Raw genomic sequence first — 17,090 nt, 5'->3', positions numbered from 1 at the left:
CGACACTGTCTCAGACGGTGTCGGGGCTGCCGAAGATCACCGTTGCCTGTGCCGAGAGCGTCCCGCCATTTCCATGCGCGAGCGCGATCTTGGCGTCAGCGATCTGGTTGGCCGCTTCCCCGCGCATCTGGCGCACGGCCTCTACCATGGCGAACATGCCGTACATGCCGGGGTGGCAGCAGGAGAGACCACCGCCGTTGGTATTGACCGCCAGCGATCCCCCCGGCGCGATCCTTCCGCCTGAAACGAATGCGCCGCCTTCGCCCTTGGCGCAGAAGCCAAGGTCTTCGAGGAACAGGATCGTGTTGATGGTGAACGCGTCGTAGAGTTGGACGACGTCGATATCCGACGGCTTGACCCCGGCCATTGCCATTGCGCGGGGGCCGGATTCAGCGGCGGCGGTGACGGTCACGTCCTCGGCCTGAGTAATCGAGTTGTACCATGTCGCTGCCGCTGCGCCGAGGATCGGCACGGGAGGGCGGCGGCCATCGCGCGCACGATCCATGCGGGTGAGGACCAGCGCCGCGCCGCCATCGGTGACAAGGCAGCAATCGCGAGCGGAGATTGGTGTGCTGATCAGGCGCGCGGCGAGGCAGTCCTCGATTGTGAGCGGACCCTTGGCGAAAGCTTCGGGGTTGGTATTGGCCCACAGGCGCGCAGCGACGGCGACTTCGGCGAGATGCTCGCGCGTGGTGCCGTACTGGTGCAAGTGGCGCGCGGCGGCCAGGGCATAGAACGAAAGCGGATACATCGGTGCGTAGGGCGCGTCCCAGCGGTCAGGCTTGGCAGGCGTGGAGAGCTTGCCGCCCGAGGAGCGCTGGTTCGCGCCATAAGCAATCACCGCGCAATCGAGGTAGCCCGCATCGAGCATCATGACGGCGGTGACGAGATGGCTCATGAACGAGGCGCCGCCCGCGCGATTGTTGTCAGTGAAGCGCGGGTGGAGGCCGAGGTATTGCGCCAGCGACAGGCCGCCGAACAGGTCATCGGGCAGGGCGATGAACAGGCCGTCGACTTCGGAGAGCGCGATGCCCGCATCATCAAGCGCGAGCCTGACGGCGTTGGCGGCGATCTCCATGGTCGAATAGCCCGGTGCCTCTCCGACGCCGAATGTGGCGGCTCCGGCGACGGCAGTGCGAGCGCGGGGGAAACGGTCGCCCATCAGTCTTGGCCTCCTTCGTCGATGTCGAAAACGACGAGCGTCCCTTCGGCAATGCGGGCGCGAACGGGCATACCGATGCGCAAGGTGTCTTCGGTCACGCCTTCGACACGGCCCATCATCCTTGCGCCTTCTTCAAGATCGACCAGCACGACGTTGTAGGAAGGTTCTGGCGGCTTCTTGCGGACCCAAGTCACGCTGTACACCGTGCCGCGCCCTGAGGCTTCGAACCATTCGAGCGGACCGCCAGTGCCGGGTGCCAATTCGCGCGGCGGGAATACCGGGCTCCCGCCGCCGACCGGGCGTTGGAGCATCAGGTGACCTTCGGCGAGGGCCTCGTCCCACGCTTGCGCCGCGCCGCTCATGCGATCACCGCGCCAGTTGCGAGAAGGGCATCGATTTCATCGGGCGTGAACCCGGCTTGCGCGAGAACGGCCATGCTGTCAGCTCCAAGAGCAGGGCCAGGATCGCCGATGGCGCCTGGCGTTTCGGAGAATGCGGTGGGAATTCCGGGAAAGCGCAGGGTTCCGGCGTCGGTATCGCGCTCTTCCCAGAAGCCAGTCTGGGTCAGGTGCGGATCGTGGAGCAGGTCCTGCAACGAGGCGATGGGCGTTGCCGGAATTTCGGCATGGCGGAACAGCGCCATCCATTCCTCGGTGGTCCGCGTTTCCAGTTCGCGCGCTACCTGTGCCAGCACGGTAGAAATGTTCTCGGTGCGGCTGCGCATCGATGCGAACATCGGATGCTGCGACCATTCGGGATTGCCGAGTTCGCGGAAGAAGGCCTGCCACTGCTTGTCGTTGTAGATCATCACGCCGACGTAGCCATCAGCGGTGCGATAGGGGCGGCGCGAGGGCGAGGTGGCCCGGGGGTATTCGGGAGGGCCGAGCGGTGGCTCGAACAGCGATCCGCACAAATGCTCGACCGCAGCGAAGGAGACCATCGTCTCGAACATCGGGACTTCTATCTCTTGTCCGAGACCGGTGCGTTCGCGGGCGAAGAGCGCGGCGATCACCGCATAGGCTCCGGTCAGCCCGCTGACTTTGTCGGCGATCACATTGGCGGCATATGTCGGCACACCGCCGGAGAGGCGCGCCTGCAGATCGACAATGCCTGAGGCGGCCTGCACGATGTCGTCATAGGCCGGGTAATCGCGGTAGGGGCCATTGCGGCCATAGCCATAGAGATTGGCGTAAATGATCTTCGGGTTGGCCGCTTTCAGCGCTTCGTAATCGAGGCCGAGGCGCGCGATTGCCTGCGCGCGCATCGAGTGGATGAAAACATCTGCTGAAACGGCAAGGCGCAGCACGGCGTCACGGGCTGCCGATTGCTTGAGGTCGAGCGCAAGGCTGCGCTTGCCGCGATTGACGTTCAGGAACATCGCGCCGCGCGTGGCATCCGGGCCGGGCGGGATGGCACGCGTGGTGTCTCCGGCCGGGCCTTCGATCTTGATCACGTCCGCGCCGAGATCGGCGAATATCTGCGTGGCATAGGGGCCCATGAGCACGCTCGTCAGGTCAAGCACCCGGACGCCGGCAAGCGGTCCCTTGCCTTTTCCGCCTGTTCTCTCGCTCATCTTGGCCTATCCATGGTCATGTCCGCATGCTCGCCGGGGCGCAGGGCCCTGACGCTGGATTCGAGGAAATCGAGCAATGGCTCGATCAGGCGGTCGCCCATTGCTCCTGTTAGGCTGGCTATCCGCATGCCTTCCATAAGCGTCTGCGACAGCGCCATGGCAAGGTCAAAGCGACCCGGCTCACCTGTCCATTCAGGATAGAGTTGCCCGGCCAGCGCCTGAAACTTCTGCGCGAACTCGTCCTGCAGGGGGAGAAGAATGGCGGCAAGGCCGGGGTCCGTGCGCGCGGCCATGGCCAGTTCCTGAAAGGCGATGAAGCCCGGCTTTTGCAACTGTTGCCAATACCCGCGCACCATCGCGCGCACGTCGCCCATGTGGGCCTGCGAGGCGCGGCGGAAGGCATTGAGGCGGCGCTCGTGCAGTTCCACTATGGTCGCGCGGATCAGCGCATCGCCATTGGCGAAGTGGTGCAGCATGGCCCCGCGCGAGAGGCCGGCCTCGGCAGCGACAAGGGGCGTGACCGTGCGGGCGTAGCCGTGCTTGACTAGGCACGAGATCGTCGCCTCGATCAACCGGGCGCGGGTCGCTGCGCTCTTGCGGACCTGACGGCCCGGCTCGGGCAGAGCTGGCTGCCCGTCCGCTTCAGAGGCAATTGTCGGGACATGTGCGGGCACGGCCCGCCTTGCCATAGGCGCCATGATCTACCTGCCCGCCAATGGCGGCCTCTCCCCTTTCGCGTGGCCAGTTGCGGGCCATCGCGGCGTTGTTCATGTCGCACCATGCGGCACGTGAAAAAAGCATGCAAGCATGTTTTTTTCTTGCACTCTCCAAGCCAAGTCATATTGTGACGGCAAGGGAGAAAGGATGACGCCTGATTGCGCGCCGGAGATGGCGGCAGGGGTGTTGATATCGGCGTCGGGGCATGGTTCCGTCCGCGCCGGACTGTCCGATCTTCCGTGGTAATTCGCCAGACTGGAAAGGGCAGGTCATGGATCTCGGGCTGCAGGGAAAGAAGGCCATCGTTGTCGGCGGCGCACGCGGCATCGGCTATGCCGTGGCCGAAGTGCTGGCCCGCGAGGGCTGCGACATTGCCCTGAGCGCGCGTGGCGAAGATTCGGTCAAGGACGCGGTGGCCTCACTCTCGCGCTATGGCACCAACGTGGTCGGCAAGCCGGTCAATGTGAAGAAGGCCGACGAGTACAAGGGCTGGATGGAATGGGCCATCAAAGCGCTTGATGGCGTCGACATTCTCGTTCCGCTCAGCTCTGCAGGGGGCGGCATTGGTAGCGAGAAGTATTGGTCCAACGCCTTCGAGACCGACGTCATGGGTCCGGTCCGCGCAGTCGAGGCGGTCATCCCGCACATGACCGCCAAGGGTTCTGGCTCGATCGTGTTGATCGCCACCACGTCCGCTCTCGAGGCGATGGGCGGCCCACAGGCCTACAACGCGATGAAGGCCTCCCTCATCACTTACGGCAAGCAGCTCGCGTTGGCCCACGGCAAGGACGGCATCCGCGTCAACGTGGTTTCGCCCGGCCCGGTCGAGTTCGAAGGCGGCAACTGGGACATGATCAAGGGCACGATGGAGAAGTTCTACCAGTCGCAGCTCCGCCAGCAGCCGATGGGTCGGCTTGGGCGTCCGGAAGAGATCGCCAAGGCCATCGTCTTCCTCGCAAGCGATGCGGCGAGCTGGTGCAGCGGCTCCCACCTCGTCGTCGACGGTGCCTTCACCAACCGGACGCACTTCTGATGTGGGACACCGCACGGATGGATGTGAAGCGCGTCGTCGACGTGATCCGCGTCGATCCGGCGGATTGCACCGGGCGCACGCCGGTTGAGAAGGCGCCCGATCCCGATCTTGGCACTGACATCATCCCGGCCGAGCGCTACTATTCCGAAGCGTTCATGAAGCTCGAATGGGAGCGGGTGTGGACCAAGGTCTGGCTGCTGGGCGGCCGGGCTGACGACATCCCCAATCCGGGCGACTACATCTGTACCGACATCGGCAAGGAGTCCGTGCTGATCGTGCGCCAGCACGACGGCTCGATCCGCTGCTTCCCGAATGTCTGCCTGCATCGCGGCAACCGGTTGCGGCCGGAAGGCATCGGCAACGCCGAGCAGTTCCGCTGCATGTACCACCACTGGACCTACGGGCTGGATGGCAAGATCGAACGCCTGCCAGACCTGTGCACGTTCCAGCAGGGCGGGCCTCCGGGCATGACCCTGCCGAGTCTGCCTTGCGTGGAATGGAACGCGTTCGTGTGGTTCTCGCTGAACCCCGAGGTCGAGCCGTTCGATGACTTCATTTCGCCCCTCAAGGAGCATCTCGAGCCTTATCACCCCGAGCGCATGGCGTGGAAGCGCGATGTGACGGTGGAGTGGGATTGCAACTGGAAGGCGTCGGTCGATGCCTTCAACGAGACCTACCACGTGCAGGGCATCCACCCCCAGCTGTTGTGGTATCTTGATGACGTGAACGTGCAGATCGACTGCTACGAACGCCACAACCGCTACCTCATTCCCTTCGCCACGATCTCGCCACGCGTGGCCATGCCGAGCCAGATTCCGCCCGCGATCGACGAGATCATGCGCAATGCCGGCATGGATCCGGCAGAATACGAAGGCCGCGTCAGCGACATCCGGCGCGACGTACAGCTGTTCAAACGCAAGCATGGGCCGGCGCAGGGCAAGGACTATTCTGCGCTGAACGATGACCAGTTGACCGACGACTATCACTACATGATCTTCCCCAACGTCGCGCTCAACGTCCACGCCGATGACATCCTGATGTTCCGCCAGCGCCCGCACGCGACCGACCCCAACAAGATGCTCTACGACGTCTGGGTGTTCGAGCTGGTGCCCGAAGGCGAGGAGTGGCCCGAGCGCGTGAAGCACCGGCGCTTCAAGCATGGTGACCGCAGCATCGGACAGGTACTCGATCAGGATGCCTACAACCTGCCGACGGTCCAGCTCGGCATGAAGAGCGACAGCTTTCCCGGTCTGTGGATCGGCGAGCAGGAACTGCGCATCCGGCACTTCCACAAGGTGCTGGACGACTACATCTATGGCCCCGGCGGCAAGGGCCCGGGCGACATCTGAGAGGAACAGGCATGTTGCAACTGGCCCATGACCAGCTGCTGGGCGCCTATCGGCGCATGAGCACGATCCGCGCGTTCGAGGAACGTCTGCATGACGAGATCAAGACGGGCGAGATTGCCGGGTTCACCCATCTCTATGCCGGGCAGGAAGCGGTCGCAGTGGGAATCTGCGATCAGCTGACGGTTGAGGACATGATCGTTTCCACCCATCGCGGCCATGGCCACTGTATCGCCAAGGGCTGCGACGTGAAGGGCATGATGCTCGAAATCTATGGCCGCGCCGATGGACTTTGCAAGGGTCGTGGCGGCTCGATGCACATTGCCGATCTGGACGTCGGCATGCTGGGCGCCAACGGCATCGTCGGCGGCGGTGCGCCGCAGGCGGTAGGGGCGGCTCTGGCGGCCAAGGTCGATGGCAAGGGCCGCGTCGGCATTGCCTTTTCGGGCGATGGCGCTTGCAACCAGGGCACGACCTTTGAGGCCATGAACCTTGCTGTTGTGACCAAGGCCCCGGCAATCTTCGTGTTCGAGAACAATCACTATTCCGAACACACCGGCTTCGAGTACGCCGTCGGCACGTCGAGGGACATCGCCAGCCGTGCCGAGGCGTTCGGGATGAAGGTCTGGCGCGCCAACGGCTGCGACTTCTTCGATACCTACGAGCAATTCCGGGACCTGCTGGAATACGTGCGGGCGGGACATGGCCCGGCAGCCATCGAGCTGGATACCGAGCGGTTCTACGGCCACTTCGAGGGCGATCCGCAGCGCTATCGCGGCCCCGGCGAACTCGACCGCATCCGGGACGAGCGCGATTGCCTCAAGGCTTTCCGCAAAGTGGTGACCGAAGCGGGCCTGCTGACCGCTGCGCAGCTCGACGAGATCGACGAGGAAGTGCGCATCCTGATCGACGAGGCCGTGGCCGATGCCCGCGCTGCCGCCGATCCCGACCCGTCGACCGTCGCTGACGACGTCTACGCCGAATACTACTGAGGGTTTGCGATCATGGCTGTGATGAACATTCGCGAGGCTATCCTGCGCACCCTCCACGACGAAATGGAGCGGGATGGCGACATCATGCTGCTGGGCGAGGATATCGTCGGCGGCAATGGAACTGCGGGTGGGCCTGAGGCCATCGGCGGCATCTGGGGCACGACGACCGGCCTGTGGGAGAAGTTTGGCCCGAACCGGGTGATCGACACGCCGATTTCCGAAAGCGCCATTGTCGGTGCAGCAGCAGGTGCCGCGCTTGCAGGCAAGCGGCCGGTGGCCGAACTGATGTTTGCTGACTTCGTGGGCGTCAGCCTTGACCAGCTCTGGAACCAGATGGCCAAGTTTCGCTACATGTTCGGCGGCAAAACCAAGTGCCCCGCAGTGGTGCGCATGGTCTATGGCGCAGGCATGCAGACGGCGGCGCAGCACAGCCAATCGGTCTATGCACTGCTGACCGCGATGCCCGGGCTCAAGGTCGTGCTGCCCACCACGCCCGCCGATGCCAAAGGGCTTTTGACTGAAGCCCTGCGCGGCGATGACCCGGTGATGTTCTTCGAGCACAAGGCGCTCTACGGCGTGAAGGGCGAAGTGCCCGACGGCGAATATCGCATTCCATTCGGACAGGCGCGCATGGTGCGCGAAGGTGGCGATGTTACTGTCGTCGCTTGCGGGCGCATGGTCGGATTTGCCGAGAAGGCTGCTGACAAGCTGGCAGCAGACGGCATTGGTGTCGACCTGATCGACCTGCGCACGACCAGCCCGATGGACGAGGACGCGATCCTCGATTCGGTGGAACAGACCGGACGCCTCGTGGTGGTCGACGAGAGCCCGCCGCGTTGCAGTCTTGCCGCCGACATATCCGCTCTGGTTGCGACCCGCGCCTTCACCAGCCTCAAGGCGCCGCCAGAGATGATCACCGGCCCCCATGCACCGATCCCGTTTTCGCGGGTGCTCGAGCGGGCATGGCTTCCGTCCCCGCAGACGATCGAGGGCGCGGTTCGTCGCACCCTCGCGTTTCGCTGAGCAGGAGCCGGGACATGGCCAAGCTCAAGGCGTTCACCATGCCCAAGTGGGGCATCGAGATGGCCGAAGGTACGATCGCGGAGTGGATGGTTGCGGAAAACGCGCCCTTCGCGCGCGGCACCGTGCTGACCCTGATCGAGACCGACAAGATCACAAACGAGGTCGAGGCCGAGGCGGATGGTCGCTTCGTGCGAATACTGGCCAAGGCTGGCGCGACCTACCCCGTGGGCGCATTGCTGGCCGTATTGTCTGATGGCGGCGAGGCCAGTGCGCAGGAAATCGACGCCTTGATCGCCAGCTTCCGGCCTTCGGACACGAGCTTCGATCCGGATGCAGGAAGCGCGGCGGCCGAGGAGATCGAGGTGCCGCAAGATCTGGCGATCAGTCCTGCGGCGCTCGAACAGGCCAAGGCGCTTGGCGTCGATCTCGCGTCGGTCAAAGGCTCGGGCCGCAACGGACGGATTTCTGCGCAGGACGTGCATGTGGCTGCGCGAGGCACTGCGGAGCCGGAACTGGTCGGCGTGCTGCCGTTCCTGCCCGAAGGCCCGGTCATGGCAACGCCCGTGGCGCGGCGTCTGGCAGTGCTGCACGAGCTTGATCTGGCGAAAGTGGCCGGAACCGGCCCACGCGGGCGGGTGCGCAAGGCTGATGTGCTTGCGGCGATTGCCAACATTGCACCGCCAGTTGTCGAAGCGCCGCCCCCACCGCCAGCTTCCGCAGTGGCGCCTCCGCTGGTGAGCGCCGCGCCCGAGATCGTGCCGATGTCCTCGATGCGCCGGACCATCGCGCGCAGGCTGACCCAGTCCAAGCAGGAAATTCCGCACTTCTATGTCCGCCGACGCGTCCGCGCGGATCGTTTGCTCGCCCATCGTGCGGCGAGCAGCGGCGAGAAACCCAGCGTCAACGACTACCTGATCCGCGCCTGTGCGCTGGCGCTGCTGGAAGTGCCTGCGGTGAACATTCAGGTCCACGGCACCGACATTCACAGCTTCGGGCAGGCCGATATCTCGGTGGCCGTAGCGACCGACCGGGGCCTTGTGACGCCCATCGTGTTCGGCGCCGACGAGCTTTCGCTGGGCCAGATTGCGGGGGCGATGAAGGCGCTTGCGCAAAAGGCCCGCACTGGAAAGCTCCGACCGGAAGAGATCAGCGGCGGCAGCTTCTCGCTGTCCAACCTTGGCAGCTTCGGGGTGGAACAGTTCGACGCGATCATTAATCCGCCGCAGGGCGCGATCCTCGCGGTCGGTACTGCACGGCCCGAGCCGATCGACGATGATGGGGCAATCCGCATCGTGCCCGTGCTCAACCTTTCATTGAGCTGCGATCACCGTGCCATTGACGGCGCGGATGCGGGCCACTTCATGGCGGCGCTTGCGCGGCTGATCGAGCAGCCCGGCCTGCTCGCCTGACCGGAGAAGACCGATGAACTTTGCCCTGACCGAAGAGCAGCGCCAGCTGCAGGAAGCCGCGCGCGCATTCGCCCGCGCCGAGCTTCCCGCCATTGCCGCAGAATGCGAGCGCGACAACAAGCCGCCCAGCCATGCACTGATCCGGCGTTATGCGGAAATGGGATTCCTCGGGATCAACGTCTCGTCCGTCCTTGGCGGGCTCGGGCTCGGCAATGTCGAAGCGCTGGTCGTGCTGGAGGAGTTTGCCAAGATTTCCTCGGCGGTCGCGTTCCCGATCTTCGAATCCTCGGTCGGCCCGGTGCGTGCGATTGAGCATTTCGGTTCGGATGAACTCAAGCGCCGCGTGGTGCCTCAGGTCTGCGCGGGCGAGATGGTTGTGGCTGTGTCGATGTCGGAGCCCGATGCTGGCAGCGCGCTCACCGATCTCAAGACGCGGGGCGAACTGCGCGGCGACCGGATCGTGCTCAATGGCACTAAGCGCTGGTGCTCAGGCGGTGGGCATGCTGATGCCTATGTGGTCTATTGCCGCCTGTCAGATGCGCCAGGTGCCAAGGGCATCGGAGCCGTTCTGGTCGAGAAGGACGCACCGGGCTTGACCTTTGGTCCCAACGAACAGCTGATGGGCTTTCGTGGCGTGCCTTCGTCCGATCTGAACTTTGACGACTGCGAGATCCCGGCGGACAACGTGATCGTGCCGGCAGGTGGCTTCAAGCAGTTGATGGAAGCCTTCGACCTCGAACGCTGCGGCAATGCGACGATGGCATTGGGCCAAGCCTCGGGCGCGCTCGAGGACGTCTGTGCCTATGTTCAGGAGCGCAAGCAGTTTGGCAAGCCGATCGTCGAATTCCAGGCGGTGCAGCTCAAGCTTGCCGAGATGCACATGAAGGTGGAGGCCGCGCGCCTGCTGATCTGGCGCGCAGCATCGCTGGCCCAGGATGGGCTGCCCTCGGTCCTGCACAGCTCCACGGGCAAGTGCTTTGCGAACACCATCGCCCGCGAGGTGACCGGGGACGCCATGCAACTGATGGGTGCCTACGGCTATTCCAAGGACTTCCCGATGGAGCGCCGCTTGCGTGACAGCTGGGGTTGGGGAATTGCGGGCGGGGCCATCGATATCCAGAAGACCAACATCGCCGGAGCCATGCTCGGCCGTCGGTTCGACCAACGGCGCTGAAGGGAGGCTTTCGATGAAGCTCTTGCACATCATGGGCAGTCCGCGCGGAGCTCGTTCGCGCTCGGACATGGTGGCGCGACACCTCATCGAAAAGCTTGCGCCTGACGAGATCGAGGCGCTCGATCTTGCCAGCGCGAGCCTGCCTCGGTTCGACGGGACGACGATCGAAGGGCGCTACGACCTGATCGAGGGGCGCGAAGTGCGCGCCGAAGTGGCGGAGGCGTGGGATGGCATCGGCCGCACGGTCGAACACTTCCTGTCGTTCGATACTTACGTGTTCAGCGTGCCGATGTGGAACTTTGGCGTGCCTTGGCGGCTCAAGCAGTACATCGACGTGCTGACCCAGCCGGGCCTTGCCTTTGCGGTCGGGCCGGAAGGCGTGGTGGGTCTGGCTGCAGGCCGCAAGGCAATTCTGGTCTGCTCTGGCGCGCTTGATATCCGACCGGGCCAGCCCGGCGCCGAGTTCGATTTCCAGACAGCGTTCATGAGGTCTTGGCTGGGCTTCATCGGCGTTACCGACATTCACGAAGTGCAGGTGCGTCCGACCTATGGTTCCCCCGAGCAGGTCGAGGCGGCGATGCAGCGCGGTTATGCGGACGCTGATGCCTTGGCCGAGGCCCTAACGCGGCCCTCTCGGGTATAGACGAGGTTGATGCTTTCAAACGTCACGCACTCGGTGCCGTCTTCCAGCAGAACGGCGTAGCGGGTCACAGCCGTGCCGCGCTCTTTGCCGCTGCGTGAGGGTTCAAGGGACAGGATTTCGCTGGTGACGTGGATCGTGTCGCCTGCGCGGACGGCGCGTTTCAGGCGCAGGTGTTCCCAACCGACGCCGCAGACGAAGTCGATGTCGCTGTTGATGGTGTGATCGAGCTGTCGCCACATCGCGAGCACGTGGATGCCGCTGGCGACGACCTGTCCGAACACCGATGCGCGCGCGGCTTCGGGATCGGTGTGGAACCACTGGGGGTCATAGGCGCGGGCGAAAGTGACGATCTCGTCTTCGGTCACGGTATGCGAATAGGACATGCGCTTCTCGCCGACGAACAGATCTTCGAAACAGCGCCATGGGGTGCCGAGGGGCGAGAGATCGTTCCCGCTCATGCCGAAGCTGCCTTGCGCGCAGCGCGCACAGAGGCCGCGATTTCGGCGTTGGTGGGATTGCGCCGCAAGGTAAGGCCACCGTTCACCTGCAAGACCTGGCCGGTCATGAAACAGGAGTCGCTGGCAAGCCATGCGACTGCTTCGGCGATGTCCTCGCTCGTGCCGACCCGGCCGAGCGGATACTCGCGCGCGAAGGCTTCTATCAGGCCGGGGGTGGTGCTGGCCTTGCCGGTCATCGGGGTGACTGTGAAGCCCGGCGCGACCGAGTTGGCCCTGATACCGCGGTGGCCGAACTCGTTGGCAATGCAGCGGATCACGTGATCGGTCCCGGCTTTGGTGCCCATGTAGGCGGCATGGTCCTCCAGCATGATCGAGGCCGTGGCCGACGAAATCTGGATCAGCGAACCGCCATCGCGCATGACCCGCAATACGGACTGATAGAACAGCATCGAGCCAGTCATCTGCAACGCCACCATGCGTTCGATTTCTTCGCGCGTGGTATCAAGGAACGGCTTGAGCAGGCCCCAGCCGGTGGCGTTGACGGCAATGTCCAGACCGCCGAAATGCTCGACCGCCTGATCGGCGAGGCGGGCGAGGTCGTCTTCGCTGGTGATGTCGCAACGGCTGACAGCGAGTCCGCCGATCTCCACTGCCAGCTCTTCAAGCGCTTCGGGCGCGCGTCCGGCTACGACCACTTTCGCGCCCTCGGACGCCAGCTTGCGCGCGATGATCTGGCCCATGTTGTCTCGGTTGGCAGCGCCAAGCACCACCGCAACCTTGTCGTCGAGCGCAGGCACCGTCAGTCGTGCTCGACGAAGGGCGCGAGAACCGGTTTGACCCGTGCCGCCTCCGGCACGCGGTCGATGCCGATGCGGCGGTCGAGCTCTTCGTGCCAGTGGTAGATGCGGCGCTCCTGATAGTTGAGCGACATGCCGGTGAAGCCGGGGCCTTCGACCGATTCCTGGATCTGCGGAGCGAACTGGAGGTCTTCGTAGAGAATGCGCTCCCAGTTCTTGATCCGAGTTTCCCACAAGGGGTGGGGGTTGGCAGGGTCGTGATCGGGCGCGACCCAGCTGGAGACAACGCGGGTGCGGCGCGTGCCCAAGGGCCAGAATTGCAGCAGTGGAATGCCGGTGGGGGCAGGCGGCATCACGAAGTTCGGGTAGATGTGATAGCTGATGTTGTTGGTGGCGGTGAACTCGGAAACCGTCGGGATTTCAGGCATGCCCTTGGTGCCCGGATCGACCCAGTCCGGACGGCGGTTGGGCGTCACCATGCGGCTGTGACCGTTGGGCCAGAGCGTAACGATCATCGCGCGGTGGTCGAGGAAGCGGTCCACCGTGTTCTCGTGGATCGACTTGAGGTGATAGACTTCGAGAAACGCGTCGAGCAGGACCTTGACGTTGCAATCGACCTCGTAGCTGCGGCTGTCGACGAGGCGCAGCGTTTCTAGCTGCAGTTCCTCAAGCTGTGCCGCCATCGGGCCGATATGCTCGATCAGCGGCTGGGCATCGGGATCGCAATTGAGGAAGATCAGCGAGCCGAGCAGTTCGCAGCGCACCGCACTAAGCGAATGGCAGGCCATGTCGAATTCGGGAAAGTCGCGCTTGTCGCGCACGGCGGTCAGCTTGCCGTCGAGCGTGTAGCTCCAGCCGTGATAGCCGCAAACAAAGCCGCGCGATGTGCCGGCGTCTTCCTTTACCAGCGGCGCGCCGCGATGCTTGCAGGTGTTGTAGAACGCCTTGATCTCGCCCGACATGGTGCGGCAGACGACGATGGGCGTGCCAGTGTTCCGGGTCAGGAACCATGATCCGGGTTCGGGCAGTTGATCGACATGTCCGGCATAGAGCCAGGCCTTGTTCCACATGCCGGTACGCTCAAGCTCGAGGAAATCCGGATCGACATAGCGCGCGGCTGGTACGGTCGGCAGCGCCGGGAAGCCTTCGGGTGGATCCTTGCGATCACGCTCCCAGTCCATGCGGGCAAGGTCATTGGCGTGTCCACGGCTGGCGGCCAGATCAAGCATTCTTCCCACTCCGCTGCAGCTTATCGCTCTGCACAACAAAAAACAGACATGTATGCTTGTAAATGACACAGATGGTATATGCAAGCTCTACAAAAATATCATAATAATCATATGCTTGAATAGATATCCGGGCGAGGATGTAGAGTCGCGGAACGGGCAATTCCCGGCCTTGTGCGTCGGCTGGGAGCAGGGCATTGTCAGGAGGAATCGGGAGAGAGCCATGGATATCCTGTCAGGCATATTTCACCACGGATTGATCGTCGACGATATCAATGTGTCGATGGCACAGATGACCGCTGCGACCGGGATCGAATGGACGCCCGTGCGGGCGTTTGATCCCCTGCCCGTCTGGACGCCTGAACATGGCCGGGGCGAGGCGCGGCTTCGCGTGGCTTATGCCAGACACGGTTCAGTGCGTCTGGAACTGGTCGAAGCGGAGGCCGGAACGCCCTATGATTTGCTGCGCGCCATCGACCGTTCGCACATCGGTGTCTGGGTGGACGATGTGGGCGATGGCGTGGAGCAACTCTGTACGCAGGGCTGGCGGGTGCTCGTGGCAGGAGCGTCACCGCGTCACCGCCATGGGGCGATGACTTATCTGGTGCGCGATGGCGGCCCGGTGATCGAACTGGTTGCGCGTTCGCTCATGCCGATGATGCAGGAGTGGTGGGACAGCTGATCGTTTTCAGAACGGGATGTCGTTGCCGTCCCACGCTATGAGATTGCCGGACCGTTCGGGCGTCAGGCCCTCGATGACGTCAAGCAGGTGTCTGGCGGAGCGCTCGGGCGTGAACAGCTTTTCGGTGGGGACGCCGCGCTGGAACGGGCGGGACAGTGGCGTATCGACGGTGCCGGGATGGAGCGTTACCGCGACGACCTGAGGATGGGTGCGCGACAGTTCTATCGCGAGGTTGCGGAACAGCATGTTCAGCGCGGCCTTGGAGGCCCGGTAGGAGTGCCAGCCGCCGAGGCGATTGTCCGAGATCGATCCTACGCGCGCGGAAATGGCGGCAAGCACGGCGCGGCGGTCTCTTGGCAGCAGCGGAAGGACATGGCGGGCAATCGATGCAGGGCCGATCGCGTTGATCGCGAACATTTCTGACATGCCTGCTGCATCGAGCGCGCGCCATGATTTCTCCGGACCCGTGCCGTCCTGTCTTACCAGACGTCCCGTCGCGATGATCACGAGATCGAGCATTCCGCCAATGTCTGTGCATGCGGTTGCGATGGAGGTTTCATCGAGCAGATCAAACTGGTGCGGAATGATCTTGCCGTTTGCGGGCACAGGCAACCGCGCCAGAGCGTGGACTTCGCCGACGTCGACGCGCTCGGCAAGAAGGGTGGTCAGGGCAGCGCCGATCCCGCCACTTGCGCCAAACACGGCGCAGCGTTTCATGCATGTCATCATGCCGTTGATGGACCTGTGGGAGCGCTCCGTCGATATGGCCCAAGGCGCTGCGCTGTGTTGCGGGTATAAGACAGCTTGCGCGTGATCGCGCGAGATACCATGTTGCCAGCACACCCTGTTGAACGCGTCCATTACCGAAAGTCCAATAACGATGGCTTCGACCCAGACTGAAACCGCCACGATGAGCCCGATTACCCTGACCCCGCCCGATCCGGTGCCGGTGGTCGCGCCCGCACAGGCGGCAGGGCTGGTGCCGGTTTCGGACGAGAATCGCTCCAAGCTGGAAGCAAAGGTCGATGCTTTCGTTGCCGACCTCGTGTCGGTCGATGCGCAGAGCCCAGAGTTCGGCAAGAAGGTTGACCAGCTGACCAACATGGGGCGCAAGGAGATTGCGCAGGCTGCGGGGATGTCGAACCGGTTCCTCGACCGGCCGATCCGCGCGATGGACAAGGATAGCGGCGTTGGTGCCGATCTGGCCGCGCTGCGCCGCACGATCGAGGATCTCGATCCGGGCCGTCAGGGCAACCTGTCGTCGGGCCGCAAATTCCTTGGCATCATCCCCTTCGGCAACAGCCTGAAGAAGTACTTCGACGGCTACACCTCGGCGCAGGGGCACATCAGGGCGATCCTCGAACGCCTTGCCTCGGGCAAGGACGAGCTGTTGATGGACAACGCAGCGATCGACGTTGAGCGGCAGAAGCTGTGGGAAGCGATGGGCAACCTCGAGCAGATGATCCACATCTCAAACACGCTCGACGCCAAGCTCGAGGAGGCCGCCGCCGATCTCGATCATACCGATCCGGCCAAGGCCAAGGCGATCCGCGAGAGCGCGCTGTTCTACACCCGCCAGCGCACGCAGGACCTGCTGACGCAGATGGCGGTGACGGTGCAGGGCTATCTCGCGCTCGATCTGGTCAAGAAGAACAACGTCGAGCTGGTCAAGGGCGTGGACCGCGCCAGCACGACGACGGTGGCGGCGTTGCGCACGGCAGTGACGGTTGCGCAGGCGATGACCAACCAGCGGCTGGTGCTGCAGCAGATCACGGCGCTCAACACCACGACCGCCAACATGATCGATTCCACCGGCAAGCTGCTGCGCGAGCAGACCGGCAAGATCCACGAAATGGCGGCGTCGAGCACGATTCCGCTGGAGACGCTGCAGCGCGCCTTCCAGAACATCTACGATACGATGGACACGATCGACACCTTCAAGCTCAAGGCTCTGGACGCGATGAAGCAGACGGTGACGACGCTTTCGGGCGAGGTCGAGAAGTCGAAGGGCTATATCGCGCGGGCGGAAGGCGCGGCTCAGGCGAAGCTCGCGGGGCCCGAGACCTCGCCACTGCTGACGCTGGAGGGCTGAGCGGCGAATGGCCAATTCCCCTGCACACGAAAGCGATCGTATTCTGGAACAGGCGCGCTCTTCGCTTGTCCGCCAGCAGGCGGGCGGGCGACGGAGCATTGGCAAGCGGTCTGCGGAACTGAAGCGCCAGCATTTCGGCAAGAAAGCCGCGCGCATGGCGATGTCGGTCGGCGTGCTGATCGTTGGCGCGATGGTGGCGGGGATTATTCTCAACGGTATCGGAATTACCGGCGTGATGGTGCTTGGCCTCGCCATCGTGGCGGCGCTGTGGTTCTTCGCCACATTTCCGAAGATGAAGGTGCCGGAGCTTTCGGCGCTGAACACCGGCGATGTGCGCACGATGGTCGGGCGGACCGAGCTGTGGCTAGAGGCGCAGCGGCCCGCGCTGCCTGCGCCTGCGGTGCAGCTGGTGGACCAGATCGGCGTGCAGCTTGACGGGCTTGGGCTGCAGCTTGAGGGTATCGATCCGGCAGAGCCTGCCGTTGCCGAAGTGCGCAAACTGGTGGGCGAGCATTTGCCCGGCATGGTCGAAAGCTATCGCAAAATCCCGCAAAACCTGCGACGCGAGGAGCGGGGCGGGCGCAATGCGGATCAGCAACTGGCCGATGGTCTGGGCAAGATCAGCAAGGAAATTGACGAGATTGCGCGTCAGTTGGCTGCTGGCGACCTCGATGCCCTGGCCGTGCGCGGACGGTATCTGGACTATCGCTACGGCGAGGGTCTAGAGGCTGCGCCCCAGCTTGAAGCTCCGAAGGGTCCTTGA

Annotated in this window: 19 protein-coding genes; 10 read left to right on the top strand and 9 right to left on the bottom strand. The window is 63.8% G+C overall.

Annotated features, from left to right (window positions below; all coding sequences use genetic code 11):
- Positions 1–10 precede the first annotated feature (10 nt).
- The 5 genes from ACZ1JW_RS02940 to ACZ1JW_RS02920 are packed head-to-tail and all read right to left on the bottom strand — an operon-like array spanning position 11 to position 3,536.
- On the bottom strand, positions 11–1,162 hold the full coding sequence (locus ACZ1JW_RS02940; RefSeq protein WP_465124950.1) for a thiolase: 1,152 nt from the start codon (positions 1,160–1,162) through the stop codon (positions 11–13).
- On the bottom strand, positions 1,162–1,524 hold the full coding sequence (locus ACZ1JW_RS02935; RefSeq protein ID WP_465124951.1) for a Zn-ribbon domain-containing OB-fold protein: 363 nt from the start codon (positions 1,522–1,524) through the stop codon (positions 1,162–1,164). Before ACZ1JW_RS02935 ends, ACZ1JW_RS02940 begins: the two co-directional genes overlap by 1 nt.
- A complete protein-coding gene (locus ACZ1JW_RS02930) occupies positions 1,521–2,735 on the bottom strand; it encodes a CaiB/BaiF CoA transferase family protein (RefSeq protein WP_465124952.1) in 1,215 nt (404 codons plus the stop codon). Before ACZ1JW_RS02930 ends, ACZ1JW_RS02935 begins: the two co-directional genes overlap by 4 nt.
- Positions 2,732–3,409, bottom strand: coding sequence for a TetR/AcrR family transcriptional regulator (locus ACZ1JW_RS02925; RefSeq protein WP_465124953.1), 678 nt, complete (start codon positions 3,407–3,409; stop codon positions 2,732–2,734). Before ACZ1JW_RS02925 ends, ACZ1JW_RS02930 begins: the two co-directional genes overlap by 4 nt.
- Entirely contained in the window at positions 3,378–3,536 is a 159-nt protein-coding gene (locus ACZ1JW_RS02920; protein WP_465141888.1) for a hypothetical protein, read from the bottom strand. Before ACZ1JW_RS02920 ends, ACZ1JW_RS02925 begins: the two co-directional genes overlap by 32 nt.
- 187 nt (positions 3,537–3,723) lie before the next feature.
- On the opposite strand from ACZ1JW_RS02920, the gene ACZ1JW_RS02915 reads away from it, so the two are divergent.
- The 7 genes from ACZ1JW_RS02915 to ACZ1JW_RS02885 are packed head-to-tail and all read left to right on the top strand — an operon-like array spanning position 3,724 to position 11,072.
- Positions 3,724–4,485 carry an SDR family NAD(P)-dependent oxidoreductase gene (locus tag ACZ1JW_RS02915; protein ID WP_465124954.1) on the top strand — a complete coding sequence of 254 codons (762 nt, stop codon included), beginning with the start codon at positions 3,724–3,726 and terminating at the stop codon, positions 4,483–4,485.
- Positions 4,485–5,834: an aromatic ring-hydroxylating oxygenase subunit alpha gene (locus ACZ1JW_RS02910; protein WP_465141887.1), complete on the top strand. Its 1,350-nt coding sequence runs from the start codon at positions 4,485–4,487 to the stop codon at positions 5,832–5,834. Before ACZ1JW_RS02915 ends, ACZ1JW_RS02910 begins: the two co-directional genes overlap by 1 nt.
- A 14-nt stretch (positions 5,835–5,848) precedes the next feature.
- Positions 5,849–6,823, top strand: coding sequence for a thiamine pyrophosphate-dependent dehydrogenase E1 component subunit alpha (locus ACZ1JW_RS02905; protein ID WP_465142821.1), 975 nt, complete (start codon positions 5,849–5,851; stop codon positions 6,821–6,823).
- A 12-nt stretch (positions 6,824–6,835) separates the two neighbouring features.
- On the top strand, positions 6,836–7,846 hold the full coding sequence (locus ACZ1JW_RS02900) for an alpha-ketoacid dehydrogenase subunit beta (protein ID WP_465124956.1): 1,011 nt from the start codon (positions 6,836–6,838) through the stop codon (positions 7,844–7,846).
- 14 nt (positions 7,847–7,860) lie between these two features.
- Positions 7,861–9,255 (top strand): 2-oxo acid dehydrogenase subunit E2, encoded by a 1,395-nt coding sequence (locus tag ACZ1JW_RS02895; protein ID WP_465141886.1) that lies wholly within the window; start codon positions 7,861–7,863, stop codon positions 9,253–9,255.
- 13 nt (positions 9,256–9,268) lie between these two features.
- The gene (locus ACZ1JW_RS02890) at positions 9,269–10,429 is read left to right on the top strand and encodes an acyl-CoA dehydrogenase family protein (RefSeq protein WP_465141885.1); all 1,161 of its coding nucleotides are present in this window, start codon (positions 9,269–9,271) and stop codon (positions 10,427–10,429) included.
- A gap of 13 nt (positions 10,430–10,442) precedes the next feature.
- Positions 10,443–11,072, top strand: a complete 630-nt coding sequence (locus ACZ1JW_RS02885; RefSeq protein WP_465141884.1) for an FMN-dependent NADH-azoreductase — start codon at positions 10,443–10,445, stop codon at positions 11,070–11,072.
- Here the strand turns inward: ACZ1JW_RS02885 and ACZ1JW_RS02880 are convergent.
- Genes ACZ1JW_RS02880 through ACZ1JW_RS02870 form a run of 3 tightly spaced genes read right to left on the bottom strand, consistent with a single transcriptional unit; the run spans position 11,018 to position 13,556 of the window.
- The gene (locus ACZ1JW_RS02880; RefSeq protein WP_465141883.1) at positions 11,018–11,530 is read right to left on the bottom strand and encodes a MaoC/PaaZ C-terminal domain-containing protein; all 513 of its coding nucleotides are present in this window, start codon (positions 11,528–11,530) and stop codon (positions 11,018–11,020) included. The genes ACZ1JW_RS02885 and ACZ1JW_RS02880 overlap by 55 nt on opposite strands.
- Positions 11,527–12,327 carry an SDR family oxidoreductase gene (locus tag ACZ1JW_RS02875; RefSeq protein WP_465141882.1) on the bottom strand — a complete coding sequence of 267 codons (801 nt, stop codon included), beginning with the start codon at positions 12,325–12,327 and terminating at the stop codon, positions 11,527–11,529. The genes ACZ1JW_RS02880 and ACZ1JW_RS02875 overlap by 4 nt, the downstream gene beginning before the upstream one ends.
- A gap of 2 nt (positions 12,328–12,329) precedes the next feature.
- The gene (locus ACZ1JW_RS02870) at positions 12,330–13,556 is read right to left on the bottom strand and encodes an aromatic ring-hydroxylating oxygenase subunit alpha (protein ID WP_465141881.1); all 1,227 of its coding nucleotides are present in this window, start codon (positions 13,554–13,556) and stop codon (positions 12,330–12,332) included.
- A 220-nt stretch (positions 13,557–13,776) separates the two neighbouring features.
- On the opposite strand from ACZ1JW_RS02870, the gene ACZ1JW_RS02865 reads away from it, so the two are divergent.
- Complete coding sequence (locus tag ACZ1JW_RS02865) at positions 13,777–14,235, top strand: VOC family protein (protein ID WP_465141880.1); 459 nt, start codon at positions 13,777–13,779, stop codon at positions 14,233–14,235.
- A gap of 6 nt (positions 14,236–14,241) precedes the next feature.
- On the opposite strand, the gene ACZ1JW_RS02860 is transcribed toward ACZ1JW_RS02865, so the two are convergent.
- The gene (locus ACZ1JW_RS02860) at positions 14,242–14,961 is read right to left on the bottom strand and encodes an SDR family NAD(P)-dependent oxidoreductase (protein ID WP_465142820.1); all 720 of its coding nucleotides are present in this window, start codon (positions 14,959–14,961) and stop codon (positions 14,242–14,244) included.
- 154 nt (positions 14,962–15,115) lie between these two features.
- Between ACZ1JW_RS02860 and ACZ1JW_RS02855 the strand changes: the two genes are divergently transcribed.
- Together ACZ1JW_RS02855 and ACZ1JW_RS02850 are read left to right on the top strand one after the other, a co-directional pair.
- Positions 15,116–16,327 carry a toxic anion resistance protein gene (locus ACZ1JW_RS02855; RefSeq protein WP_465124965.1) on the top strand — a complete coding sequence of 404 codons (1,212 nt, stop codon included), beginning with the start codon at positions 15,116–15,118 and terminating at the stop codon, positions 16,325–16,327.
- A gap of 7 nt (positions 16,328–16,334) precedes the next feature.
- On the top strand, positions 16,335–17,090 hold the full coding sequence (locus ACZ1JW_RS02850) for a hypothetical protein (protein ID WP_465124966.1): 756 nt from the start codon (positions 16,335–16,337) through the stop codon (positions 17,088–17,090).

This window comes from Novosphingobium sp. BL-A-28-Hi1-0D (genome assembly GCF_055521755.1).
This window is presented reverse-complemented; position numbering and strand designations above follow the sequence as displayed.